The 26,817-nt window shown below is 27.1% G+C and carries 27 protein-coding genes and 1 pseudogene; 3 read left to right on the forward strand and 25 right to left on the reverse strand.

The features are described from left to right. Positions 1-42: 42 nt before the first annotated feature. From dnaK to ACQH24_RS06480, 4 genes are all read right to left on the reverse strand, one after another. Complete coding sequence (gene dnaK, locus ACQH24_RS06465) at positions 43-1,851, reverse strand: molecular chaperone DnaK (protein ID WP_425379771.1); 1,809 nt, start codon at positions 1,849-1,851, stop codon at positions 43-45. 30 nt (positions 1,852-1,881) lie between these two features. Then, the gene (locus tag ACQH24_RS06470) at positions 1,882-2,502 is read right to left on the reverse strand and encodes a nucleotide exchange factor GrpE (protein WP_425379772.1); all 621 of its coding nucleotides are present in this window, start codon (positions 2,500-2,502) and stop codon (positions 1,882-1,884) included. A 14-nt stretch (positions 2,503-2,516) separates the two neighbouring features. After that, on the reverse strand, positions 2,517-3,542 hold the full coding sequence (gene hrcA, locus ACQH24_RS06475) for a heat-inducible transcriptional repressor HrcA (protein WP_425379773.1): 1,026 nt from the start codon (positions 3,540-3,542) through the stop codon (positions 2,517-2,519). Between the two features lie 100 nt (positions 3,543-3,642). After that, complete coding sequence (locus tag ACQH24_RS06480; protein WP_425379774.1) at positions 3,643-5,787, reverse strand: ATP-dependent Clp protease ATP-binding subunit; 2,145 nt, start codon at positions 5,785-5,787, stop codon at positions 3,643-3,645. A 188-nt stretch (positions 5,788-5,975) separates the two neighbouring features. Here ACQH24_RS06480 and ACQH24_RS06485 point away from each other — a divergent pair, with 188 nt between their 5' ends. After that, positions 5,976-6,839 (forward strand): Cof-type HAD-IIB family hydrolase, encoded by an 864-nt coding sequence (locus tag ACQH24_RS06485; protein WP_425379775.1) that lies wholly within the window; start codon positions 5,976-5,978, stop codon positions 6,837-6,839. Between the two features lie 19 nt (positions 6,840-6,858). On the opposite strand, the gene ACQH24_RS06490 is transcribed toward ACQH24_RS06485, so the two are convergent. From ACQH24_RS06490 to ACQH24_RS06590, 21 genes and pseudogenes are all read right to left on the reverse strand, one after another. Then, complete coding sequence (locus tag ACQH24_RS06490; protein WP_425379776.1) at positions 6,859-7,992, reverse strand: hypothetical protein; 1,134 nt, start codon at positions 7,990-7,992, stop codon at positions 6,859-6,861. Between the two features lie 280 nt (positions 7,993-8,272). Next, positions 8,273-8,491, reverse strand: coding sequence for a hypothetical protein (locus ACQH24_RS06495; RefSeq protein ID WP_425379777.1), 219 nt, complete (start codon positions 8,489-8,491; stop codon positions 8,273-8,275). Positions 8,492-8,704: 213 nt separating this feature from the next. Continuing rightward, positions 8,705-9,787, reverse strand: coding sequence for an Mbov_0401 family ICE element transposase-like protein (locus tag ACQH24_RS06500; protein ID WP_425379778.1), 1,083 nt, complete (start codon positions 9,785-9,787; stop codon positions 8,705-8,707). A 346-nt stretch (positions 9,788-10,133) separates the two neighbouring features. Beyond that, a complete protein-coding gene (locus ACQH24_RS06505) occupies positions 10,134-11,024 on the reverse strand; it encodes an IS3 family transposase (protein ID WP_425380681.1) in 891 nt (296 codons plus the stop codon). Further along, the gene (locus ACQH24_RS06510) at positions 10,967-11,242 is read right to left on the reverse strand and encodes a transposase (RefSeq protein ID WP_425379385.1); all 276 of its coding nucleotides are present in this window, start codon (positions 11,240-11,242) and stop codon (positions 10,967-10,969) included. Before ACQH24_RS06510 ends, ACQH24_RS06505 begins: the two co-directional genes overlap by 58 nt. Before the next feature lie 269 nt (positions 11,243-11,511). Further along, on the reverse strand, positions 11,512-12,126 hold the full coding sequence (locus ACQH24_RS06515) for a hypothetical protein (RefSeq protein WP_425379779.1): 615 nt from the start codon (positions 12,124-12,126) through the stop codon (positions 11,512-11,514). Positions 12,127-12,274: 148 nt separating this feature from the next. Beyond that, complete coding sequence (locus ACQH24_RS06520; RefSeq protein ID WP_425379780.1) at positions 12,275-13,819, reverse strand: DUF2130 domain-containing protein; 1,545 nt, start codon at positions 13,817-13,819, stop codon at positions 12,275-12,277. 437 nt (positions 13,820-14,256) lie between these two features. Continuing rightward, entirely contained in the window at positions 14,257-14,430 is a 174-nt protein-coding gene (locus ACQH24_RS06525; protein ID WP_425379781.1) for a hypothetical protein, read from the reverse strand. Then, positions 14,417-14,638, reverse strand: coding sequence for a hypothetical protein (locus ACQH24_RS06530; RefSeq protein ID WP_425379782.1), 222 nt, complete (start codon positions 14,636-14,638; stop codon positions 14,417-14,419). The genes ACQH24_RS06525 and ACQH24_RS06530 overlap by 14 nt, the downstream gene beginning before the upstream one ends. 60 nt (positions 14,639-14,698) lie before the next feature. Further along, the gene (locus ACQH24_RS06535; RefSeq protein ID WP_425380681.1) at positions 14,699-15,589 is read right to left on the reverse strand and encodes an IS3 family transposase; all 891 of its coding nucleotides are present in this window, start codon (positions 15,587-15,589) and stop codon (positions 14,699-14,701) included. Continuing rightward, positions 15,532-15,807, reverse strand: a complete 276-nt coding sequence (locus tag ACQH24_RS06540) for a transposase (RefSeq protein WP_425379385.1) — start codon at positions 15,805-15,807, stop codon at positions 15,532-15,534. The genes ACQH24_RS06535 and ACQH24_RS06540 overlap by 58 nt, the downstream gene beginning before the upstream one ends. Before the next feature lie 255 nt (positions 15,808-16,062). Further along, complete coding sequence (locus ACQH24_RS06545) at positions 16,063-16,299, reverse strand: hypothetical protein (RefSeq protein WP_425379783.1); 237 nt, start codon at positions 16,297-16,299, stop codon at positions 16,063-16,065. A 415-nt stretch (positions 16,300-16,714) separates the two neighbouring features. Beyond that, complete coding sequence (locus ACQH24_RS06550) at positions 16,715-17,263, reverse strand: hypothetical protein (RefSeq protein ID WP_425379784.1); 549 nt, start codon at positions 17,261-17,263, stop codon at positions 16,715-16,717. A 131-nt stretch (positions 17,264-17,394) separates the two neighbouring features. Then, positions 17,395-17,955: a transposase gene (locus ACQH24_RS06555; protein ID WP_425379785.1), complete on the reverse strand. Its 561-nt coding sequence runs from the start codon at positions 17,953-17,955 to the stop codon at positions 17,395-17,397. Between the two features lie 198 nt (positions 17,956-18,153). Further along, positions 18,154-18,372, reverse strand: a pseudogene (locus tag ACQH24_RS06560) (hypothetical protein); the annotation flags it as partial. Positions 18,373-18,458: 86 nt separating this feature from the next. Next, positions 18,459-19,043: a hypothetical protein gene (locus ACQH24_RS06565; RefSeq protein WP_425379786.1), complete on the reverse strand. Its 585-nt coding sequence runs from the start codon at positions 19,041-19,043 to the stop codon at positions 18,459-18,461. Further along, positions 19,013-19,834 (reverse strand): hypothetical protein, encoded by an 822-nt coding sequence (locus tag ACQH24_RS06570; RefSeq protein ID WP_425379787.1) that lies wholly within the window; start codon positions 19,832-19,834, stop codon positions 19,013-19,015. The genes ACQH24_RS06565 and ACQH24_RS06570 overlap by 31 nt, the downstream gene beginning before the upstream one ends. Before the next feature lie 764 nt (positions 19,835-20,598). Continuing rightward, the gene (locus ACQH24_RS06575) at positions 20,599-20,874 is read right to left on the reverse strand and encodes a hypothetical protein (protein WP_425379788.1); all 276 of its coding nucleotides are present in this window, start codon (positions 20,872-20,874) and stop codon (positions 20,599-20,601) included. A 129-nt stretch (positions 20,875-21,003) separates the two neighbouring features. Next, the gene (locus ACQH24_RS06580) at positions 21,004-21,795 is read right to left on the reverse strand and encodes an aldo/keto reductase family protein (RefSeq protein WP_425379789.1); all 792 of its coding nucleotides are present in this window, start codon (positions 21,793-21,795) and stop codon (positions 21,004-21,006) included. A 19-nt stretch (positions 21,796-21,814) separates the two neighbouring features. Next, entirely contained in the window at positions 21,815-22,801 is a 987-nt protein-coding gene (locus ACQH24_RS06585) for a fructose-bisphosphatase class II (protein WP_425379790.1), read from the reverse strand. Positions 22,802-22,884: 83 nt separating this feature from the next. Continuing rightward, on the reverse strand, positions 22,885-24,069 hold the full coding sequence (locus ACQH24_RS06590) for a hypothetical protein (RefSeq protein ID WP_425379791.1): 1,185 nt from the start codon (positions 24,067-24,069) through the stop codon (positions 22,885-22,887). A gap of 191 nt (positions 24,070-24,260) precedes the next feature. Between ACQH24_RS06590 and ACQH24_RS06595 the strand changes: the two genes are divergently transcribed. Then, entirely contained in the window at positions 24,261-25,055 is a 795-nt protein-coding gene (locus tag ACQH24_RS06595; protein WP_425379792.1) for a transposase, read from the forward strand. A gap of 355 nt (positions 25,056-25,410) precedes the next feature. Beyond that, complete coding sequence (locus ACQH24_RS06600) at positions 25,411-26,796, forward strand: YitT family protein (protein WP_425379793.1); 1,386 nt, start codon at positions 25,411-25,413, stop codon at positions 26,794-26,796. The last annotated feature ends 21 nt before the right edge of the window (positions 26,797-26,817 follow it).

Here is a 26,817-nt window from a genome sequence, read left to right on the forward strand (position 1 = left end):
TTAAAGAAAAGATAACTAAAATAATTTTAGTTATCATAATTGTTATTTATCTTTCTTTCCATCATCTTTAGGACCTTCTGCGGCAGGTTCTTCAGATTGTTCAGGTTGTTCAGGTTGTTCACCTTGATTCTCATTCATATATTTTGAAGCTTCCGCCATTGCTTGCTCAAGTGTTGCCATTTTTGCTTCTAAACCAGCATAATCTTCTTTTTCTAATAAATCTTTGATTTCTTTAATCATTTCTTCCGATGTTTTTAATTGTTCAGGATCCATTTTATCTTTGTTTCCTTCTAATGCTTGACTTATTGTGGCAATATATGATTCAGCCTTATTGCGTAATTCAATATTTTTTAATTTTTGCTCATCTTTATCTCTATTTTTTTCAGCTTCATCAACCATACGTTGAATTTCTTCTTCAGTTAAACCACCACCATTGGTAATTGTAACAGATTGTTCCTTATTTGTTTTTAAGTCTTTCGCTGCTACTGATACGATCCCGTTAGCATCAATTGAGAATTTAACTTCAATTTGTGGCATTCCTTTTGGCGCAGGATCAATCCCTGATAATTGGAAACGACCCAATGTTTTATTATCCATTGCCATTTTTCGTTCTCCTTGTAAAACATGGATATCAACTGCTGGCTGATTATCAGCTGCTGTTGAAAAAACTTGTGCTTTTGAAGTTGGGATTGTTGTATTACGAGGAATTAACACCGTTGACACTCCCCCTAAAGTTTCAATTCCTAATGATAATGGTGTGACATCTAATAATAAGACATCTTTTACATCACCAGCTAAAACTCCTCCTTGGATTGCGGCACCAATGGCAACAACTTCATCAGGATTAATCGTACGGTTTGGTTCTTTTCCTAATTCACGTTTGATTACTTCTTGCACAGCAGGAATTCTTGTACTTCCCCCAACCAATAAAACTTGGTCTAATTGACTAGCTTTTAATTTTGCATCAACTAATGCTTTACGAACTGGTTCAACAGTACGATCCACAAGGCTTTTAGTCATTTCATCAAATTTTGCTCTTGTTAAAGTTAAATTTAAATGTAATGGGTTTCCATCACGAGCAGTAATAAATGGGGCAGCAATTTCAGTTTGTAATTGTGAAGATAGATTTTTTTTCGCCTTTTCTGCTTCTTCTTTCAAACGTTGCATTGCCATTTTATCTGTTTTTAAGTCAATGCCATTTTCTTTTTTAAATTCTTCAACCATTCAATTAATGATAACTTCATCAAAATCATCTCCTCCTAAATGGTTGTCACCAGCCGTTGATAAAACTTCGAAAGTTCCATCTGCTAAGTCTAGAATTGAAACGTCAAACGTTCCTCCTCCTAAGTCATAAACTAAAACTTTTTGTTCCTTTTCAACTTTATCAATTCCATAAGCTAAGGCAGCCGCAGTTGGTTCGTTAATAATTCGTTCAACCTCTAACCCTGCAATTTTACCCGCATCTTTTGTTGCTTGACGTTGTGCATCATTAAAGTAAGCCGGGACAGTAATAACTGCTTTTGATACTTTTTGCCCTAATTTTTTTTCCGCATAATTTTTTAAATAACGTAAAATTTCTGCTGAAATTTGTTCTGGGCTATAATCTTTACTATTAACATATACTTTTTCTGTTGTTCCCATTTTTCTTTTAATTGAACTAATTGTGTTAGGATTAGTTACTGCTTGTCTTTTTGCAGCATCTCCCACAATAATTTCATCATTTTTAAATGAAACAACTGATGGTGTTGTACGTTGCCCTTCTGGGTTCTCTAAAACTTTAAATTCATTTCCCTCCATTACAGCGACACATGAATTTGTTGTTCCTAAATCAATTCCAATAATTTTTGACATAATATCATTCCTTCCTCATTTCCAATTTTGTTATTTTGCTACTTGCACTGAAGCATGTCGTAAGACACGATCATAAATCATATAACCTTTTTGCATAATTTTAACAATGCATCCTGAAGCAACATCCGTTGTTTCTACAATTTCTATCGCCGCATGAAAGTTTGAATTAAAGTGTTCACCGATTTTTGTATCCATTGCGGTAATTCCTTCTTCTTCAAAAACCGTTTTAAACATACGATAAATCATTTCAAAACCGGTTAAAAAATTTTTAACCTCCGGTTTTACATTCGTAACTTGTAATGCGCGTTCAAAGTTATCTAATGTTGGTAGCATTTTTTCTGCCATTCCAGCTGCCCGATAACGTTTGATATCTGTGACTTCAGCATGAATCCTTTTCTTTAGATTTTCCCCATCTGCTAATGCTAATAACTTTTCTTCTCTTAACCGCATATTATCTTTTAATAATAAATCAATTTCTTGTTCTAAATCTTCAATAATTGCCAAGTTACCTGCTTCAATGGTTGGTGTTTCAGTTTCATCCCCTTTTGCCTTTGAATTAGTTGTTTGAGTATCAACTAACTCTTTTCGCAGTTTTTCAATTTTTTCTTTTAATTGGTTTGATGAAGATTTATCATTTTTTTCACTATTCATTAATCTCAACCTTTCTATTCTTCTTTTTGATATGCTTCTTTAATACGATTTGCTAGTCACTCTAATATTTCATAGAGCTTATCATATTCCAATCGCTTTGGTCCAACCAAAGCGATGCCTCCTTCTTGCATATCATCAAATTTATATGTTGTTGTTAATAATGCCATATCATCATTATTAAATCCTGCTTCATTGCCAATTTGAATTGAAACCAAATTTTCATTTGGATTATCTTGTTGTTTTTTAAAATAATCAAACGGAGAAATTGTCTCAATAAAACGAATAATTTGTTTAATTCGTTCTGGATTATTATACTCAGGATTTTGTAACATATATTGTAACCCATGGGTTGAATAATTTGGTTTAATAATGCTTGTTAAAGCATTCGCAAATTGTTTTAAAATATACTCATGGTGTTTTACTTGTTGTTCTAAAACTGAGCGAATAGCATCAAATTTAGCCGTAATCTCAGTAATTTTAGTATTCTCTAACCGGTTATTAAATAATTCAATTGAAATTTGTAAATCATTAATTGAACTATTTTCTTCAATATTAAACAACTTGTTTTCGACATGTCCATTTGTTAAAACAAAGACAACAACAGCTTGGGTCGCAGAAATTGGTAATAATTCAATTTTCTTCAACATTTCTTCTTTAAAATTTGGTCCAACAACAACTGTTGTTAAATTTGTCATTTCACTTAAGATTTGACCTGTTTGATCAAGAATATCATTAATTGACATATTACGATCAACAAATAACGCTTCAATCCGGTTTTTAATATCATCAATATTTTTAGCTACCATTAGATTATCGACATAATAACGATAACCTTTTGTTGATGGAATTCGTCCTGATGAAACATGTTCTTTTTCTAAAAAACTTTCTTTTTCTAAAATTGCGCATTCATTTCGAATTGTGGCAGAAGAAGCATCTATTACGGTTGAAGCCATAATAGCTTTGCTTCCAACAGGTTGTGCTGTTTTCGTGTATTCTTCCACAATTACTTTTAAGATGTTTTCTTGTCGTTGGGTTAACATCACCAGCACCTCCTAACTTCAATTCTTATTTAAATTTGGCAATTAACACTAAATAGTGCTAACAATAATATTATAAATTATCATTGTAAGAATGCAAGTGCTAATTTAATTTTGTACTGTTTTTAATAACCATTTCACTATTAACAACATCAATCGTATATGATTTTTCCTCTTGAACTTCTTCTGAAATAATTGCATGGGCAATTAATGATTCAAGATTCCGTTGAATATAACGTTTGATTGGCCGCGCTCCAAATTCACGATCATAACCCTCATTTAAAATCTTTTCTAAAACTTTTTCTGAATAACTAATTCGAATATTTTTATTATCTTCAATCCGCTGTGTTAATTCCGATAATTCTTTTTCAATAATTTCTTTAATTACTTCTTTTGATAAAGCATTAAAAGTTACAACATTATCAATTCGATTTAAAAATTCTGGTTTAAATTTTTTTGCCAATTCTTTTTGCAATAATAACCCAACTCCTTCATTGTTTTCATTTAATAAATATTCTGATCCAATGTTAGAAGTCATAATAATAATTGTATTTTTAAAATCAATAGTTTTCCCTAGGGCATCAGTTAAGCGCCCGTCTTCTAAAATCTGTAAAAAAATATTTAAGATATCTGGATGGGCCTTTTCAATTTCATCAAATAAAACAATTGAATAAGGACTACGACGAACAGCTTCAGTTAATTGCCCGCCTTGTTCATGACCAACATATCCGGGAGGAGCACCAATTAACTTACTAACAGAATGTTTCTCCATATATTCAGACATATCTAATCGTACCATTTGTTTTTCTGAATTAAATAAAACATAAGCTAAACTTCGCGCAACTTCTGTTTTCCCAACTCCCGTTGGTCCTAAAAACAAGAAACTGCCAATTGGTTTATTCGGATCTTTAATTCCACTACGACTACGAATAATTGCATCCGAAACAGCTTGAATTGCTTCATTCTGACCACGAACACGCCGGCGTAATATCTTGCTTAAATTCATTAATTTTGCTTTTTCGCTTTCAACTAACCGATCAACAGGAATTCCTGTTCATTTTCCAACAATTGCCGCAATTTCACGCTCAGTGACATCTTCTTTTAATAATAATTGTGATGCTGAAGCATTCTTTTCTTGCTCATGTAATTGTTGTTCTAACTTTGGTAATAAAGCATATTGGATTTCTCCAGCCCGATTAAAATCACCTTGTAATTGTTTTTGCTCTAATTCTTTTTTTAATAATTCAACTTGTGATTTTAAATTTTTTAATTTAGTAATACTTTCTTTTTCTGAATTTCACTGGATTTCTAATTTCTCTTGTTTTCCTTTTAATGGTTTTAATTCATTTTCAATATCAACTAAGCGTTCATTAGAAGCCTTATCCGTTTCTTTTTGTAATGCCGCTTTTTCAATCTCTAATTGCACAACACGACGATTCAAATTATCTAATTCGGTTGGAATTGAGGCAATTTGCGTTTTAATTGTTGCTGACGCTTCATCAATTAAATCAATTGCTTTATCTGGTAAAAAGCGATCAGTAATATAACGAGATGATAAGTTAACAGCCGCTACTAAAGCATTATCATGAATTTTAACACCATGAAAAGTTTCAAAACGTTCTTTTAAACCACGTAAAATTGAAATGCTTTCATCAATTGTTGATTCAACAACCATTACTTTTTGAAACCTACGTTCTAAAGCGGCATCTTTTTCAATATACAAACGATGTTCATCTAATGTTGTGGCCCCAATACAATGCAATTCACCACGAGCTAACATTGGTTTTAGCAAATTACTAGCATCCATACTGCCTTGGGTTTTTCCAGCCCCAATAATTAAATGTAACTCATCAATAAATAAAATAATATCCCCATTTGATTCTTTTACTTTATTCATGACGGCTTTTAAACGTTCTTCAAATTCACCTTGAAATTTTGCCCCAGCAATTAAAGCTCCCATATCTAATTCATGAATTGTTTTATTTTTTAAATTACTAGGAATATCATTTTTAACAATTCGTTGAGCCAAACCTTCGACAATAGCTGTTTTCCCAACTCCTGGCTCACCAATTAAAACGGGATTATTTTTTGTTTTCCGTGATAGAATTCGAATCACTCGATTAATTTCATCTTCCCGCCCAATAATTGGATCTAACTTGCCAACAATGGCCTCTTTATTAAGATTCTTAGTGAATTTTTCAAGAACTTTCGGATCTTTTCCTGGTTCATATTGTTGTGCAAACTCCATAAAGCAACCTCCTTTTTTAGCACTCTACCTACTGGTTTGCTAATATAATATGTATATATTATCATAGTTATTAGCAAAGTCAATTAAATAGTGCCAAAATTTTAAAAATAATTTAATTGCAAAAATATTAGATATAATAAAGGATAAAGGGAAAAGAAATAAACCTATTTTTTTAGAAAGGAGTAATAATGAAATTACAACACTTAGATAAAAAACGCTTAATCTTAATTGATTTAGATGGAACAACATTAATGAATGATGGTAAAACAATCCATCCAAAAACACAAGCAGCCATTAAAAACGCTGTTACCGCTGGTCACAAAGTATGTATTGTTACTGGCCGTCCACATCGGGCAAGTATTCGTTTCTATCGTGAATTAGGTTTAGACACATTATTAACAAATTTTGATGGTGGTCATATTCATGATCCATTAAAGCGCGAATTTAAACGCTTAGTTTTCTCAATTGCATATGATGTAATTATGAGTATTATTAATCATCCTCATATTAAAAACAACGTTGAAAATGTTTTAATTGAACACTATGACAAAGCAGTCTGCTGAAAAAAAGATGAAGCAATTGAAAATTACTTTCACCTTGATGATGTTGCTGATGACGAATATTTTATTGCTGATCCTTATAATGTTTGAAAAGGTCCTGCTAGTAATATGGCATTATACCTACGCAATAGTAATGAAACAGACGAAGTATTAAGAATGTTTGAAAACTTTAAAAACTCTATTCGCATTAATATTGGGCACTATAGCAGTAAACAATGCCAAACAATGATTAATATTACAAATAAACTTGTCTCAAAAGGTTTTGCTGCTAATATTTTAGCACAATACTATAATGTTGACATTCGTGATATTATTGCCTTTGGTGATGAAATGAATGATTTAGAATTGCTACAAAATGTTGGTTATGGAATCGCAATGAAAAATGGTAATAATAATTTGAAAACAAATGCCAGGGGAATTACCCACTTAACTAATGATGAAGGTGGCGTTGGTGATTATTTAGAAAAATTACTAAACGGTGAGAGCGTATAAAAAGGGCAAAAGCCCTTTTTTAAATTAAATAATAATTTTTAAAATATGTCCCATAAAATTCATTCAGAACTTGTCAATTTAAAGCCTTTTTATCATCTGGGGTTAATAACCATTGTGCAAAACCCTCCGCAAATAATTCGGAGTTCCCGCCTGTGCGACCATAACCAGATTGAATAAATGACCAAGCGGCTAATTGCTGCTGAAATGAAGCATTATTACTAATCCCAACCCGACGGCCTAAATAGCACACTAGCATATCATTTGGACTATCAATAAAACCACGAATGGTAATTGGAGACAGCTCCTTATTTGCCGTACAACGACCAGTTGCTGCTGAAATGTTCTGATTAAAATATAACCGCTCCTTTGGTCAAATTCCAGCATAATTTGAAATAGCATGCCCTATTTCATGCACAAAGGTTGAAATATTACTTCCGGTTGAATGAAATCCAATTTGATATTGATTTTTGCTCATCTCTGCTTGGAAAGAATGCTCAGTAAATAAGATACATTGTGCTAACCCTCGCCCATTCCTTTTTACCTTTATTAAAGCTAAAATTTGATTATTTTTTGTTACGTTATCACTAACAATTTTATTATCAATTTCGAGATTATATATCAATTTCTGAAAAATAGATAATCCAAATAAATTAACAAATAAGTTAGCAAAAGCAATTAAATTATTAGTAAAAGATAATTGTTCCTTATCATCTAATGCTAAAACTAGCTCCGGCAAACGATATGAATAAAATTTATTATTGGTTAAGCCCTTAACCACATCAACAACAGTAGAAAAATAGTTAATTACTTTCTTTTCATTAAATGCAGCTACTATTTTAGCATCAGCTTGATAAAGCATATTACTTTCACAACGTTTAATAAAATCTAAATCATCAGAACTAAATTGATTTATGTTACCATTATTTTTGCCAAAATTTCTAAATGTTGCCTCTACTGATTGGCTATTATTTCGTCGCGTTAAATCAACTTTTTGTTTATTATGGTCTGAATATAATAGGCATTGACTATATTCAGCATAATTAATACTATTATCCCCTTGCAAAATACTTCAAAGAAATCAACCAAGTAAGCTACCAAGTCCTACACTCACAATTAAAATTAGAATCATTGTAATATTCCGCATTTTTTTCATAACTATGCCCCTTAGATAAAATATTCTTCTCATACTTACAAATTAATAAGATATTACGTTAGTTATATTATACCACAAAAAGGGATGAATTGACATAACCATGACATCCTTGTTGGAATAAAGTAAGTGTTTGTTTAAGAGACATAAATTTAATGCTTTTTGGTATAAAAGCATTAACAAGACTGTGTCTTTTTAAGTTATTTTAATTAAACCATGAATATTTATATTCTGCAACAGCAAAAATGCAAATTATTAAAATTTGCTCCAAATTGTTAACCGATTAGTTTTTTGAACTAAGAACTTTTCTAATTAATTTTGTGATTCCTCTTTCTTTTGATTTTAAGATTGGAACTGAGCCTTGTTTTGGTTCATAATCATAATTCTCATTTGTTGGATGAAATCACATATTTTGGCGATAATACTCAGTTGCTTCTTTTACTTCTTCAATATGTTCATTAATAATGAGTTGAATTGAATTTCATTGATTAACTTTAGCCATTCGCATCGATAACATATTGCGAAAAACAATTTCACTATATGCTTTTGCTCCATAAGATTTTAATGCCTTAACATTATGTGAAATTTGTGATTCTGTTTGGCAACCAATATAATACTCATTTTGATAATTTCTAATGCCATTAGCATTTGTAGTAATATATTTAATTAATTCTTTAACCTTGTCTTTTTTATCCTTTAAAAATGGGTATACTTCTTACATTTCTTTTGTTAAAAATGGTTTTAAGTAATCTAAGATATGATCAACTTCTCCTTTTCGAACAAAAGCATATAAATCTTGATAGATTGCTTTTTTCTGTGTTTCTTTTATTGTTAGCACTTTCTTTGAATCTTTACTTAATCGACGAAAATTAAAACAACGATGAACTTTAGCCATCAAATGAAATTCATCTAGTACATAATCTGATTCAAAATATTTAGCAATTTTTTTAATTCACTCTGCCCCATCACCCATTACTATTAATTGTTTATCTGTTAAATCATAATTATTATTAATAAATTTCTTTAACAATTGCCGATATTCTTTCATTTTAAGATTTACATTTTTTGACATGACCATTAGTAATCGTTTATTCTGTAAAAAGTGTCGTTTCTTACTAGATTTTTTTCAATCAATGCCAGTATGCAAATATGCCAATCGAACCATATTTTTGTCAATTTTTTTATGACGTTTAAAGATTTTATTAAAAGTATCATCTAACCCTAAATAAACGTATTTGCTATCGGTTTTTATTTTATTATGAAGAGCAGTATGTTTAAAATTTTCATTAATATCCGCCAAATCAATACTTCGAAAAATATTTGAAACAGTCATTGGCGATATTTTAGAATCTTTATATTTATCAATGATATCGCGATATCGTTTGCCAGAATCTAATTCCTTGAGAACTTTGATATATAAATCAAAGTGAATCCGTTGATATGGTTTTCGATCCATTTCAGTGTCTAATAAAAAGACAAATCGATTACCACCATATTTACCAGTTTTGTTTAATTTATTTGGATCATAACATTTAAAAAGGGTTCGTTTATAAGTAACATGTCCTCATTCTGTAATTGTTGTTACTTCTCTTTTACCATAAAGTTTATACCCGTTATATCCACCCGAATATTTATCTCGTAACTTTTGATCTCATTCTTCATAGTAACGTTTAATTTCATTACACATTCGTTCACTAAAATCATCTTTAATTTTAGCTAAATCATTTATTTGTTTAGTTACCATACTAAAACTGCTATTTTCTGACAGTAAAAAATCATTAAAATTAATATCACCCATTTAGTTTTACCCCATCTTGTCTTAAATTAATTTTTAATAATTAATCCATTTATTTGTATATATTATACCATGACAAAAGAAAAACTGGATTTCACAATCCAGTTCTAATCATAGATATGTAATACTTCACTTCTTGTCATTAATATGAATCCTTTACTAACATAAAAATCTTTTCATTTTTTAGTTAGTTTTACTTCGCTTAATCGAAGTTCTTTTTCAATATTAGATTTTAATTTGCCTTCATCATTAAAGTAAAATGTAACATAATGTTTACTATTATCTACTATCTTAAATTCAATACTTGTAATAATTTCCTTTGGAATGGCAAGGGTTTTTTGGACAAATTTTATGTAGAGTAATAATTTCTGTATTTTACTGGTGTTAAATAATTTAGTTTGCTATGAATTCGAATATTATTGTACCAATTAATGTAATCAAATAATTTTAATTTAAACTGCTCAATGTTTTTAAATTTATTATTTTTAATAAATTCAGTTTTAAAAATTTTGTATGTTGATTCCGCAACAGCATTGTCATAAGGACAACCTGGTTTACTGTAAGACTTTTGAATGTTATTTTTAGTTAAAAAGTTATAAATAAGATTGTTGTTAAATTCACTACCTTGATCAGTGTGAAATATTTTAATATCATTTAATGTAAAGTTAAGTTTATTAAAGGTATTTTTAACTAATTTTGCATTTTTGTGTAAACTAACATCATAACTAATAATTTCACGATTAAATAAATCAATTAGAAAGCAAACATAATATCATTTATTATTAATAAAAACATATGTTAAATCACTGACAACAACTTCATGTAGTTTATAATTATTAAATTCTTGATTTAATAAATTATTATATTTATATGTAACATTGCTTGTATTTGAATGTTTGTATTTGATTTTTGTATAATTTGAAATTAAGTTATATTTTCTCATTATTTTACTAATCTTTACACGAGATAATATAATATTTTGCTGAGCTAGCATGATTTTAATTTTTCTTGTTCCATAATTTTTACGACTTTTTAGAAAAATACTGATAACAGCATTATCAATGTTTTGATTATTCTTGGGATTATTTGCTTTTAATTGATAGTAATATGTTGATCTAGCCAATTTCAATGTTTTACATAAATTAATAATTGGATATTTTGCTTTGTTATTTTTAATGATTGCTATTTTTTGCCGATTATCAGTGTTGCTTGCTTTAAAATGTCATTTTCCATTTCTAATTGTTTAACTTTTTTACGTAATTGAATTAATTCGTTTTCTTCTGGCGTTCTATTGTCTTTAGCTTTAAATGAGTCCGAGTTACTAAATTGGTGAGCTCATTTCCAAACAGTAGATTTACCAATTTGGTAATCATTGGCTAATTGTTCAGGAGTTTGACCCATTTTGTAAAGACCAACAATTTGTTGCTTAAATTCATCGGTATAATGATTCTTTGCCATAATTACACCTCCATTGTAATTTAATTATAAATATTTACTCTACATTATTGTTGTCCAATTTATCTTAACCTATCCAAGTGTTTATTCCATCTCTTTAAAACATCTTCTTTTGTTTTTTCAATAACTGTTTCATTTCTTAATGCTTTATTTAACATAATTTTTTCTCCTATCTAGTTCTTACTACAGCATTTGTAAATTGTTTTTTTAATAATCTCTATTTGCACATCTTACTTAATTAAAATTTTAAACTTTACATAAATTTATTAACTTTATCTTGAAAATTCCTCATTTTTATCTTTTAATTTAAAATATTCTTTATTAGTTATTTTTAAACTTTCTTTTAGTTTTTCATTTTCTTCCTGTAATGTAACTGCAATTTTTTCTAACTTAGCAATATAATTTTTTGTATTATCAGCTTGCTCTTGATTATTTAAAATAACTTCTTTATAAATTTTTAGACTATAATTTAATCCGGCATTAAATCCCATTTCATTATGATGTTCTTGTCCGTCATCAATATAATTGTATGGTTCATCGTCATTTTCTCATTGCCTTAAATTTTCATCAGATTTATTTATTAATTCATTTATTTTAATGAAAAATGGATCTGATTCTATTTTTTTCTGATTATTTTGTCATTCCTCATAAGAAGTAAATGAACCATGACCTAAGCTTAAATTTACTATTTCTAATTCTTCTGGTGTATAACCACATTCTTCAACTAAATAATTTTTTTCACTTATAATATCTTCATATAAATCTGAAAAATGCTTACTTTTTATTAATGTATTGTCATCTAATAAATCCACAAAATTCAAAACATACTTTGGAATTTTCACAGTAGTTTCCTTGTTACCTTTATTTTTGTTATCAACTAAATTCATATAATTTCCTCCTTAAACAAAAAAAGACACCCAGCAAGCAAACACAAAAGATTTTTTAATCTTTTTGTATAAACTTGTCAGATGTCTAGCATTCAAAACAATATTTATTTATAAAGTTTTATAATTTAAGTATAACACTAAAACAATATTAAAATGTTAATTCTTCAATAAAATTTTTAATATTATGTATCCAATTATTATACATTTTTTCACGAGCTATTCTAATTTCATCAACTCTTTTTATAATACTTGATTCAGATTCCTCTATTCTTTTAAAATTATCTTCAAATAATTTCATTAATTTTGGTAATTGTATTTCTTTTCAACTTGTAAATAATTTGATTTTTTCACTATATTTATTATCTGATCGTAAACTATCTAAGTTACTTTCTACTTTTATTAAAGTTCTAATAATTTGACCTACAAATATAAAACTTTCAGGATCAGATATATAAATGTTTGAATTATCATCTGATCTTTTAAATGGAATATTGGGATATTTTTTATTAAATGAAGTAGCAACTAAAATTCCATATTTTGCCCCTTGTTTTGCTGTATCTTCAATTAATTTTTTTTCTCAAGTATTACTTCAATCAGCGTTTTTAACTTCATAGACAATTTTACCAATTATAATATTGTTATTTCTCACTTCATGTATATAATCAGCTTTTTTATCTTGAGACGTAAGTTTTTCAATCTTATCCTCTGGAGCAAAAGCTTTTTGTAATTCACCGTATACATCTTGCTCAAAAGTTTCACCTTTATATTTATTTTGAATAACACGTTTTTCTGCATTTGCAATTTTTAATTCCGTAATTTGAACATTTAACTTTTTATATTCATCTTCATAATTTTGCATTAATTCTTTTTGCTTATTTAAAAAAATAGTTTCTTTTTCTGCTAATAATTTTTCTAAATTAGTCTCATTATTACTCAAATCTATTTTTTGTTTATTAATAATATCTTGAAGTTTATTTAACTCCTCTTGTTTACTTTTCTCAAATTGAGCTTCTTTTTCCGCTAATGTTTTTGCTAACTCCAACTTATTATTCTCTATAGTTGTTGTTAATTTAGCAATATGATCTTTTAACTCATCAATTTGTGTCTGCTTTTCAATATTAATCTTATTTTCTTTTTCTGCTAATAATTTTTCTAAATTAGTCTCATTATTACTCAAATCTATCTTTTGTTTATTAATAATATCTTGAAGTTTATTTAACTCCTCTTGTTTACTTTTCTCAAATTGAGCTTCTTTTTCCGCTAATGTTTTTGCTAACTCCAACTTATTATTTTCTATAGTTGTTGTTAATTTAGCAATATGATCTTTTAACTCATCAATTTGTGTCTGCTTTTCAATATTAATCTTATTTTCTTTTTCTGCTAATAATTTTTCTAAATTAGTCTCATTATTACTCAAATCTATTTTTTGTTTATTAATAATATCTTGAAGTGTATTTAACTCCTCTTGTTTACTTTTCTCAAATTGAGCTTCTTTTTCCGCTAATGTTTTTGCTAACTCCAACTTAAAACTTTGTTGTAATTCTATAACTAAATTTGTTTTTAAATTAGATATATATTCTTCTCTGTGCATATCAAACAATATTTTTAAATTTGTTAATATTTTTTCATTATTTTTAAAATTATTTTCAGTGATATTATATCCACAATTTGGACATTTAAACTCTAATTCCATTTTTTTATTCCTTTCTTAAAATATTAATTGTAATTTAAAAAAGAATATTGAGTTACTTTGAAAGTAACTCAGTCTCTTTTTTTGGTTTTACATTTATTACACATAGAACAAGATTTTCAACATTTTTTTCTACGAGAAAAATTTGTTCATAATAAATCAAAAGCATGCTCATGCTTTTTCACAAATTTCCTCCTATTCTATTTTTATTTTTTTCATTTCTAGTAATATCTCCGAATAAACCTATTTTGCCATTCAGCATTATTGATGAAATGAAATATTGTAGAAGCATCTTCTAAAATATAAGTATAACACTAATTTCTAACTTTAAAAAAATCTTTTTTATCTTGTTAAAGATGGTGCTTTATCTAATTCTTTTATTTTTAACTCTAATTTATTATTTTGTTCTTCCAAAATCTTATTTGATTTTTTTAATTCTTCTATTTTAGTTTTAATACAACATTATCCTTTTTTAATTCAGAAATTTTCAATGATTGTTCACCAAAAGTATTTATAACTGCAGTTAAACTTTTAGAGACATCTGTTGAAATTAATGAGTTTTTAAAATCATCTCTTTCTTTTAAAACAGATAACATTGTATTAATATTTTTCAACTTTTGTTCTAGTACTATCAATTGTTTTTACATATGATTCTTGTTTTTCTAGAATTTTTGTATGTTCTATGTTTTGTGTTGAATGTTGATCACTATTTTTCTTGCTTATTGACTTATTTGAACTAATAATAGTTCCAATTAATGTTATTATAGCTACAAGAATAGCGCCGCCAACGCCCGCAATTGTTCCAATCAATTTTGAATCCATATTATCTTTCCAATCTAAAAAATTTATATATTGGAATGGCAAGGGTTTTTTGGACAAATTTTATGTAGAGTAATAATTTCTGTATTTTACTGGTGTTAAATAATTTAGTTTGCTATGAATTCGAATATTATTGTACCAATTAATGTAATCAAATAATTTTAATTTAAACTGCTCAATGTTTTTAAATTTATTATTTTTAATAAATTCAGTTTTAAAAATTTTGTATGTTGATTCCGCAACAGCATTGTCATAAGGACAACCTGGTTTACTGTAAGACTTTTGAATGTTATTTTTAGTTAAAAAGTTATAAATAAGATTGTTGTTAAATTCACTACCTTGATCAGTGTGAAATATTTTAATATCATTTAATGTAAAGTTAAGTTTATTAAAGGTATTTTTAACTAATTTTGCATTTTTGTGTAAACTAACATCATAACTAATAATTTCACGATTAAATAAATCAATTAGAAAGCAAACATAATATCATTTATTATTAATAAAAACATATGTTAAATCACTGACAACAACTTCATGTAGTTTATAATTATTAAATTCTTGATTTAATAAATTATTATATTTATATGTAACATTGCTTGTATTTGAATGTTTGTATTTGATTTTTGTATAATTTGAAATTAAGTTATATTTTCTCATTATTTTACTAATCTTTACACGAGATAATATAATATTTTGCTGAGCTAGCATGATTTTAATTTTTCTTGTTCCATAATTTTTACGACTTTTTAGAAAAATACTGATAACAGCATTATCAATGTTTTGATTATTCTTGGGATTATTTGCTTTTAATTGATAGTAATATGTTGATCTAGCCAATTTCAATGTTTTACATAAATTAATAATTGGATATTTTGCTTTGTTATTTTTAATGATTGCTATTTTTTGCCGATTATCAGTGTTGCTTGCTTTAAAATGTCATTTTCCATTTCTAATTGTTTAACTTTTTTACGTAATTGAATTAATTCGTTTTCTTCTGGCGTTCTATTGTCTTTAGCTTTAAATGAGTCCGAGTTACTAAATTGGTGAGCTCATTTCCAAACAGTAGATTTACCAATTTGGTAATCATTGGCTAATTGTTCAGGAGTTTGACCCATTTTGTAAAGACCAACAATTTGTTGCTTAAATTCATCGGTATAATGATTCTTTGCCATAATTACACCTCCATTATAATTTAATTATAAATATTTACTCTACATTATTGTTGTCCAATTTATCTTAACCTATCCAGTGTAAAGCGAAGATTGGCAGTATCACCCAATTCAGTAAGGGTAATAATATTTTTTAATCTATATTCTCTAGAATTTGGTTCAATTATTTTAAACACTTTGCTTACTCCTCTCAAAATGGAGGCGTTAAAAATTACATTATTTCTAAAACGCCTAAATTAGAAATAATAAGTTATATTTTTAATTTGATACTTCTGATAAATCAATAAAACCCAAATCATTTAAAAACTCTTCAGTTTTTTCAAATTGCTGATCTTCAATGTCATATTCAAAATATTTTGGTGCTTCTTCAGCAGCACAATCGAAACAAATTAAAGTTCCTAATGTTTCTTCAAAATATTTCATATCGTGATTATGTTTTTTACAATAGAATTCACATGTTAAACGTAATTCCAATAAAAATTCTCTTCTTGTCATATTAAATTAACCTCTTTCTCAAAGTTTGTGCATATATATAAATCTTGAATTTAATCAAAGTTAGAAATTATTATTTAAGTAGTTAATTTAGTAAATCATTTTAGAAAGAGGCCCAACCTAATTAAACCCAAGATTTATATATATGCACTTTGCAACAAAAAAAGACCGAATTTCTTCAGTCTTGTTAATTTTTATTAAATTTATGCCTATTTTGCTGGATTATTCTCAGCAAACACTTATTTTATTCCGTCACATCCTTCCTACGATCTAAAGTAAACAAAAAACAGACTTTTCTTATAAATTCTGTTTTTTGTTATTATTGAATTTTTATTCTAAATTTATTTCCTTATTTAAATAAAAAGAATAATTAATTTTAAATATAATTTTTTTCTTTATTGAGGTTAAAATTAAGTTTCTATTCATAATTATAAAATTTGTAAAATGCAATGGCTTTAAACTTAATATATATACCAATATTGACACGTCCTTTAAAATATGCATTTCATGCTCAATGAATATTATCATCAATAGTTCATAATTTTACTATTAATGATGCATAGATAATACTTGAATCAAATGCATTTACCCCAAATTGGACAGAATAACTTCTATTATCATCTAATTTTTTAGTTCATGCCAAATGAATATTCCCACTACTACTTGCTACAACTCCACTCAAGCCAGCAGAAATTACTAAATCTGCTGCAAAATATGGATATTTAATAGCAAATTCGTCCCAACTAGATGCATATTTTTTTCAATTAAAAGCTACACGTCGCATTGACGAATCACTAGTTGCGGTTGTAATTGAACCATAATACCCCTCTCATTCATAATCAATATCATTTTTAATAATCCACTGATTTGATTCTTGAATATTATTATAATTTTTATTCTCATAAATTATATTTCCGACAGTACTTCCGATTGTAATTGCTGCCAAACTAACTAATAAAAATTTCATAATATATTTTCCTTTCTAATTTTAAAATAAATCTTTAATTTTGTCGAAAACTCTTGATGAAATAAAAAAATCATCAATATGACAATTTGAAAAATAATTTTGTTTAAGATCATGATTTTGCTTTAAATTTTTTAAACATTAAAATATAATACCGTTGATTGTTGTTTTGGTGTTAAACCTTTATGTTGGTATTTTCATTTTCATAGATTTAAATAATTTTGAATATTAGTGAAACCCAAACCATGATAATGAATTAAGGCTTCTTTAAGACTGGATTGTAATTTACTAATCTTATTTAACTTTCGATAACTAGTATCAGGGTTTGTACTAGTTTTGGTAGAATATAGAGTAGAATTTGTTTGTTTTGCTACTAATAAATATAATGGTTGCATGTCAGAAATAATTATTGATTTTTCTTTAATTAATTGCTTATTCATATTTTCAATAATTCATTGTTTTTGTAATCGTTTGGTATTGGTGGATTGAACAAAAATATTATTATTGCTATCAACTACCATTTGAATACAGCATTTGGTATTAGTTGAAAATGGATCAAGATGAGTTTTTCGTTTATCAAATTTATCTTTAAAATTACCTTTATGGATTTCTTTAATAAAAGTTTCATCAATTTGGATTTGACCATTTAATTTTTTAAATTTTAATTGAGTATTTTCTAATTGTTTTGATTGCATTAATTTTTGACGATTATATCAAGCAGTTTTTGGTGTTGTTTTAATAAAACGGGAAATTATTTTACTAGATTGTCCTAATAATGAAATTTGAATTAATAAATTTCACTGTTCATAATTTAAATGACTTCAATAAGTAAAATGATGACGAAAAGCATCAAAACTAGCACGACATTTTTTACATAAATATTTTTGTTTTCCTTCGGGATTATGACCATTTTTAACACAATGATAAGATTTACAATCAGGACATATAATGCCTTTATCTCTAAATTTTTGATCAATTTCATTTAAACGTTTTTGTTTTTTGATTACTTCTGCTTCTTTTTTTATTTTTTCAGCAAATTCTAAAAATTGATCATCTGTAAAACTGTTTTTTAATTCTGTAATTATTTTTTTCCATCAATTATTTACCTCTATATATTAAAAATATACCTAAAATTAGATATATTCTATAAATATCAAGAGTTTTCGACAAAATTAAAGAAATAAATTATAAATAAAATTTATAAATTTTTGTAAAATATAATATAGTTTAATTTTATTTGTATACTATTTGTCGCTCTTCCTCTGAAATATGCTTCTCATTTTCAATAAATATTATCACCATCAAGTCATAGTTTCAGTGCTAAAGCTGTATAAAATTCACTTGAATAAAAATAGTTAACTACTATATTAAACGGTTTATTTTTCAAACCTATCATTGCCGTTCAACCCAAAAAATCCGAACCATATTGTTCACTATACGATTCTATCTTAGCATTTAAAAAACTGTTTATCATAAAAAATCGATATTTATCAGAAAATTGTTTTCAAGTCGGCTCATATTTTTTTCAATTAAAAGCCTCCCGTACAATTGAACTATCAGTAGTTCAATGCGTATAACGGCCATACCAATGATAAAAAATATCATTAGAAATTGCTTCACTATTTAAGCAAATATTCTTATTTGAGTTTGAAGAATTAATTATACTATGAAATTGTGGTTTAGAACAAAGTCCTATAGATTCACTTATAAGAATGCTAAAAATAAGAATTTGGTCGGTAAGCGGTCAATCTTTTAAATTATTAAATTTTGAATTTTTTTTCATTCAATTGCATTATTCGTTCAATTTGACCAATTTCTTACTATTGGTTCAAAATCACTTCAAGTCAAATCAGCTCCCTCATCTAAACTTCCAATCATTGTTCGTACTGATCTAAAACGCATAACTTCAGCTGTAGCAACAATAACGCGGCCAAAATCCCGTGGTCGAATAGATGAATTAGCAAATATGTTAACATTTGCAACATTTCAAAATGATGCGAAAATGTCATGTGATCAATCAAAATTTATCATCTCCATACCATCACCCATCAAATCATTATAATTAGATGAACGTACAACCGTTATTTTTTGATTTTTGTTAACATCGTCTTGTTCATCTAAACTTTGAATTGTTGCATCAGGAAAATAATTATAAACATATTCCCCATGCGGATAATTAACAACTCCTTGGAGATAAAAATCTCTTATTCTAAAAACAAGTCTAAATTGTTGACCATACATAGTCATAGGAACAATAAAGTAGCTTGTATCATCATTTTGATAGGTTGGATTTATTGCAAAAAGTGCTCTATTCGCACCAGAATTTTCTAATTGTTGAATTACATTTTGTCTTTCTAATACTACTAAAACTGCTTTAAATAACAATTCTAGATATCTTTTTGATCTTTGTATATTTATACTTATTGTACCAATTCGAATATCTTTTAATATATTTTTCCCTTGTCCAGCTCGAAAAATATCAGTTATATTCGATTTATTCTTTGAAACAATTGCAGAAAAAATGAAGACCCCGGCCATACTTAACGCAGTTGCCATCAAAATCAACTTTTTCATTTTACTATGTTCCTTCCTATTTAATCCCGACCCCACCCAACCAGAGATGATAAGATTTAATATCTAAAAAGAATTATAATAATTTGATATCCTGAGTTTGGCAATTATTAATAAAAAGATAACTTGCACCAGATCTAATTTTTTATTGATACATATATTATTGTTATAGGAAATTATTTTACTTAATTAAAAAAATGTTTTACTTAATTAAACTTTACCAAAAAAATAAATTTAAAATAGTAAAATAAAAATTTATCAATTATATTGCACAAAAAATGTTGGATTGAAATTAATTTGTTGCTTGTTAAAAATAGTCAGTGACTTATTATAAATAATTTTATTTATTGTTATTAATAAAAGAAGACTACGAATACCATCAAAAAAACCATAAAATAAATTAATTCCTCAAATCAGCCGGTATCTAAATATTCCCATAATCAAAAAGCTGTCTTTCTAAAAGTTCTTTCCTCATATTAAAGATATCCTTTTGCTGAAGAATAATTTAGTAAGAATACGTTAATATAATAAATTATTAATTATGTTATTTAGCAAATAATAGTTTTATTCCCATTTTAGTTTTCAGGCCCTAAATAATTTTTGCAAAATTTTAATAAATTAACTTATAAAAAATAAAAAAACATCCGAAATAAACGGATGTTAAAACATTAATATAAACAAGATGATAGTGGTTATTAGGGCCTTCTAATAACCATTTTGATTGTAGCACTTGGAAACAAAAAACTATTTTTAAATTAAGAAAAATATTAACTATTATCTTCATCTTCTTCTGTTAGATCTTTAATTTTCTTTTTATCAATCTTAATTCAACCAGAAGTTCGTTTTTCTTGATTAATTTGTAATCAAATCTGATAATTTGGATCATTCGCATTATTTTCCGCTTTCCGTAATTTTAATTTTTGTTCTAAAGTCAAATTACTAGGGTCAAAATATTCTCCTTCAGTTGCGTATTGTTCTCCCTCAATTGCTGCCTTTGCTTTTTTAGCTATCGCTAAAATTTCAGCCATTGTTTTTTCTGCCATGTATATCCCTCCAATAAGATATTACTATTATGGTAATATTATAACATTCTTTAACAATAACACTTTAATTACCCCAATAATTACCTAAAAAGAAAAATAATACCATTATTTTTTAATATAAAGTTTATTTTAAATTCCATCAAATGTTTCAGCATAAACATTGTCATACATATTTAAATTTTTTAACAATTCAATTGTCTTTTTTGTTAATTTAATTTTTTCAAAATTATTATTTTCTTTAATATGTTGTAGTGTTTGTGCCTTCACAATTGGTTGAATACTAAAATATTTGATTCAAGCTAAAACTAATTGAGCAACAGTACAATTATATTTTTTTGCTTCGGCAATTAAAATCTGGTTCTCAAAAACTTTTGTGATTGGTGAATATCCTTGTACCAAAATATTCTTATTTTGGCAATATTGGACACGATCTCAACGCTGATTAAACGGATTAAATTCAATTTGATTAATATTAGGATAAATTCCAGTTTCTTGAAATAATATTTCAATCATATCTTTATCAAAATTACTCACACCAACAACATTAATTAAACCCTGTGCTTTACATTGCAATAACGTACTATAAGCTTTAATTGTTTTTTGAAAATTCAGATTTGGGCGATGAATTAAAACAATATCTAAATAATTAACATCTAATCGTTTTAAAGCATTCAAGACCGCATTTGCAGTATTTTCCGTCTCAATATCATCACATCAAATTTTTGTCTCAATAATAATATCTTCTCGTTTTGCTTTATTACTACTTAAATATTTTTTAATTGCACGGCCAACCATTTCTTCATTTTGATAAACTTTTGCCGTATCAATAATTTTATAACCATTTTGTAAAGCATCAATAATCGCTTCTTCTTTTTTTAAAAATAAAGTCCCAAATGCTATTTTTTCTAATCGAAATGGCATCTTACTAACCTCCTCTAAATTACTTACTATATTGGTTCAATAAATCCTCAGCATCATTTGTTATTGGATATTTTGAAATAATTTGATGATAAATATTATTATAGCCGATAAAAGAATGAACAACATACTGATTGGCAATAATTTGTAATGGTTTTAAAATAGTTCCCCCAGTTAAACTAGCTGCAAAGAACATTGTTTCTTCATCAGTAACTAAATCTCGTTCAGTAAAAACTGTATCATAATTAATTTTTTTATGTGCTAAAGCTCGTTGCTCAATCTCCATCCGGACTTTAGTTTCCATTTCATTTGGTCAAACTTGATCATATGCTGTTAAACGTGCAAACATTTTATAATTAGTTGCAATTGCTAGTGCTCCCATTAAAACACCTTCGGGGGCCCCACCAATACCATACAAAAAATCAGCTTGTTTTAATACAACATCAATTGCGCCTAAAACATCACCTTCATTAATTAATTTGACCTTAATTCCTAATTTTTGCATTGTCTTAATAATTATTTGATGACGAGGTTTGTTTAGAATAATACATGATAAATTTTTTTTAATTGCTAATAAAGTTTCTAATATATTTTCGATTGGCTGTGAAAAATCAATTACTGCTCCTAGTTCTTTTGACAAAAACAATTTTTCCATATACATCTCTGGGATTTGTAACATCGTATCAAGTTTAGCTATAGCAATACATGAAATTGAACCAGGTTCATTCTTACTGGCTGGAACGGTTCCTTCAATTGGGTCAACAGCAATATCAATTATAATTGCTTGCTGGTGAGAAAAAGTTTGCCCCTGATATAACATTGGTGCCGCATCAAGTTCTCCTTCTCCAATTGCAATTTTCGCTTTAACATCATTATTTATTAATAACTTATTAATGATATCAACCGCTTTTTGATCTAGCATATTTTTGTCATTCTTACCAACTAATTCATGCGCCGCAATCACAGCTAACTGAACCGCTCTTAAAAATAAAAGGCTATTTGTTTCCATTGTTCATTCCTTTGCTTGCTATTAATATTAAATCACATAATTGCAAAAATAAAAATGTAAGTTCTTTTACATTTTTATTTTTATTAAGGTTTTAATTTGTCTTGTTTTGGAATTTTTCCAAATAATTCACGAAAGGCCCGCCTTCATCCCACCTTGCCGGCATACATCAGAAACTCATTACTAGAAATAACAAAAGTACAAAAAACAATTGGAATAACATATACTCAGTAGTATCAAGTTGGTTCTAAAATTTCATTTGGAACATTAGCTGCAATAAAGACATATTGTCAAATTGGACTTCAAAAGAACATTAATAATTGTGTCGACGTTGTATAAGTTGGACCTGACATTGCTAAACAAGCATAATATAGCATCCTTCCACTACCCATAATAATTCCACCAAAAATAAAAATTAAAGCATATTCATAATATTGAAAATTAGAAAATACTTTGTAACCTTCAATAAAATTTTGATGTGAAGCAACAGCAGCAATTGGCGTTCCTAATAATAACATTATAAAGGCTGAAGAACCTGTTTTAATTGAAACAGTTTCATGATTAGTAAAATTAATTTTTGATGAATTCATTAAGTGTGACATTCCTAACGCTTCCATTGCGTATAAAGCAGCTGTTATTAAAGCTAAACACATTCCGCCAATTGATGTTCAAGTTAAACCTTCATTAATAGCAAAATGAATTGACATTCCTACAATTAAACAAGTGGAAATTATCAATGCCGTTCAAGTATATTTACTTTGTCGAGCACGAAAGAAAATTGCACATCCAATCCCAGCTAAAATAACATTTAAGTTTAATAATAACCCTGGCACTGTTCCATCAGTTTGACCAGCGGCATTAATTGTTAATAACACCGATAACTGAAAGAAAACCATTGCAAAAGGTCCCCCTAAAAATCCATATAAAATAATTAATCATGTTTCTTTATGACGAAGCAATTTAAAATAATTAATAAAATTCTTTGGTTTATAAAAAATAAACATTACAAACATAGCCATTACTTCTTGGAATGTAACATAAAAAGTTGCATTAATTGGTAAAGCTAAGTTCCCATAAGAACCTTTCTCTGGAATCATATATAACATTAATGGTACAAATGAATATCCAACCGCTGAAATTAAACCATACAAAATCCCTAAAATAATTCGGCGTTTTGACCGAATCAGATTTAAATCATTTTTTGTTTCTTCTGAAGTTAGCAAATGTGCATTTGGATCATTATTATCTTCTGTTATATTTGTTATATTCATAGCTATCTAATCCTATCTTTTTGTTCATACTTATTATACATAATTCTAATTTTCTTCAAAATTATTATTTATATCTTACACTAAATAACTTTAAAAGTTAAATTTTTTCTTTAATTTTGTCGAAAACTCTTGATATTTATAGAATATATCTAATTTTAGGTATATTTTTAATATATAGAGGTAAATAATTGATGGAAAAAATAATTATAGAATTAAAAAACAGTTTTACAGATGATCAATTTTTAGAATTTGCTGAAAAAATAAAAAAAGAAGCAGAAGTAATCAAAAAACAAAAACGTTTAAATGAAATTGATCAAAAATTTAGAGATAAAGGCATTATATGTCCTGATTGTAAATCTTATCATTGTGTTAAAAATGGTCATAATCCCGAAGGAAAACAAAAATATTTATGTAAAAAATGTCGTGCTAGTTTTGATGCTTTTCGTCATCATTTTACTTATTGAAGTCATTTAAATTATGAACAGTGAAATTTATTAATTCAAATTTCATTATTAGGACAATCTAGTAAAATAATTTCCCGTTTTATTAAAACAACACCAAAAACTGCTTGATATAATCGTCAAAAATTAATGCAATCAAAACAATTAGAAAATACTCAATTAAAATTTAAAAAATTAAATGGTCAAATCCAAATTGATGAAACTTTTATTAAAGAAATCCATAAAGGTAATTTTAAAGATAAATTTGATAAACGAAAAACTCATCTTGATCCATTTTCAACTAATACCAAATGCTGTATTCAAATGGTAGTTGATAGCAATAATAATATTTTTGTTCAATCCACCAATACCAAACGATTACAAAAACAATGAATTATTGAAAATATGAATAAGCAATTAATTAAAGAAAAATCAATAATTATTTCTGACATGCAACCATTATATTTATTAGTAGCAAACAAACAAATTCTACTCTATATTCTACCAAAACTAGTACAAACCCTGATACTAGTTATCGAAAGTTAAATAAGATTAGTAAATTACAATCCAGTCTTAAAGAAGCCTTAATTCATTATCATGGTTTGGGTTTCACTAATATTCAAAATTATTTAAATCTATGAAAATGAAAATACCAACATAAAGGTTTAACACCAAAACAACAATCAACGGTATTATATTTTAATGTTTAAAAAATTTAAAGCAAAATCATGATCTTAAACAAAATTATTTTTCAAATTGTCATATTGATGATTTTTTTATTTCATCAAGAGTTTTCGACAAAATTAAAGAATTTTTTCAATTTTTTTTCAATTTTTTTTCAATTTTTTAAAGTAGGAATATAATAATAATGAACATATATTTCAGAGGAGAACTATAAAAGATGAAAAATAAAACCACTAAAAAGGATAAATATGAAGAATATGAAATAATCAAAAAAAAAATTAAGCAAGCAGAAAAATTATTAAAAAACTATACTCAACAAAGCCATCAAGCACAACAACAATTACTAATTAAATTAAATCGATTAAAAACTCATCCTGATCAAACAAAAGAATTTAAATTAAAATTACAATTAGAACAATTAAAATCAAAAGAACAAAAGATGATCCACCAATTTGTTAATAAAATTGTTAGTTATGAAGAGCAATTAATTAACATTGAAGATAAATTAGGTTTTACGGATGATGTTCGAATTACAAAGATTCGCAACATTGATAAAAAAGAACTAATTAAGCAGGAAACATCATTAGAACTTAGAAACTATCTAAAAAAGAATAAAATAAAAGGTTACATTTATATTGTATTAGCCGGTTTAATTTGTACAATTGCTTTCGATTATTTCTTATCACCATCAAAAGTTTTACCACCAGGACTTGGAGCATTAGGAAAAATCTTTGCTCAATATATTTTTCCACCACTAAATAATGCTAATATTAATAATGCTAATTTAATGTATTATGTCTTTTATATTATTAATAACATTCCCTTAATTATTTTTAGTTGAATCTTTATAAGCCATCGTTTTACTATCAATACAATTATTTTTATGGTGGTACAAACAACGTTTCATATTATTTTAAATGGTATTGGATCTTATCATGGAATTCCTTATATTAATGCCAATGATTTTCATTTTCTAAAAGACTTAAATAAAATTACTGACCCAGCAATTAATGATTTATGAATCTTTTTCTTTGGTTTAATTGCCGCAATCTTAAATGGAATTGCCTTCGGATTCCTATATATTGGGGATGCCTGTCCCGGCGGAACTGATTTTGTTAATAACTATATTTCACGAACAAAGAAAAAACCAGTTGGTAACGTTTCAATTATTGCTAATACAATCTTAATGTTAATTACTTGAGCAATGAGTTATGCCATCAAAACACCAACCCCAAATCCTTCCTTTGCAACTTACTACTTCTCAGCACCATTCTTTGCAGCCTTTATGGCAATCATTATTTGTGGAATTGTGGCAAATAAGGTCTTTCCACGTTATAAAAATACATCATTGCTAATTATTAGTGATAAACCCGAAGTTATTATTACTCGTTTAAAAGAAAATGGTTTTACACACAATGCTTTATGAAAAATTACGAATAATTATAATGGTGAATATAAAGATAATACTTATATGATAATGATTACAGTTCCTCTCACAATGTTTAAACGGATTACTGAAGCAATTTTATTAGCAGATAATGATGCAATTATTCGGGCACAAACAACTTATAAGATGAAACATATGCCTCATAATGACTATTAAAATGAAAATATCACTTAGAAA

The sequence above is a fragment of the Spiroplasma endosymbiont of Stenodema calcarata genome (genome assembly GCF_964031205.1).
GTDB lineage: Bacteria > Bacillota_I > Bacilli_A > Mycoplasmatales > Mycoplasmataceae > Spiroplasma.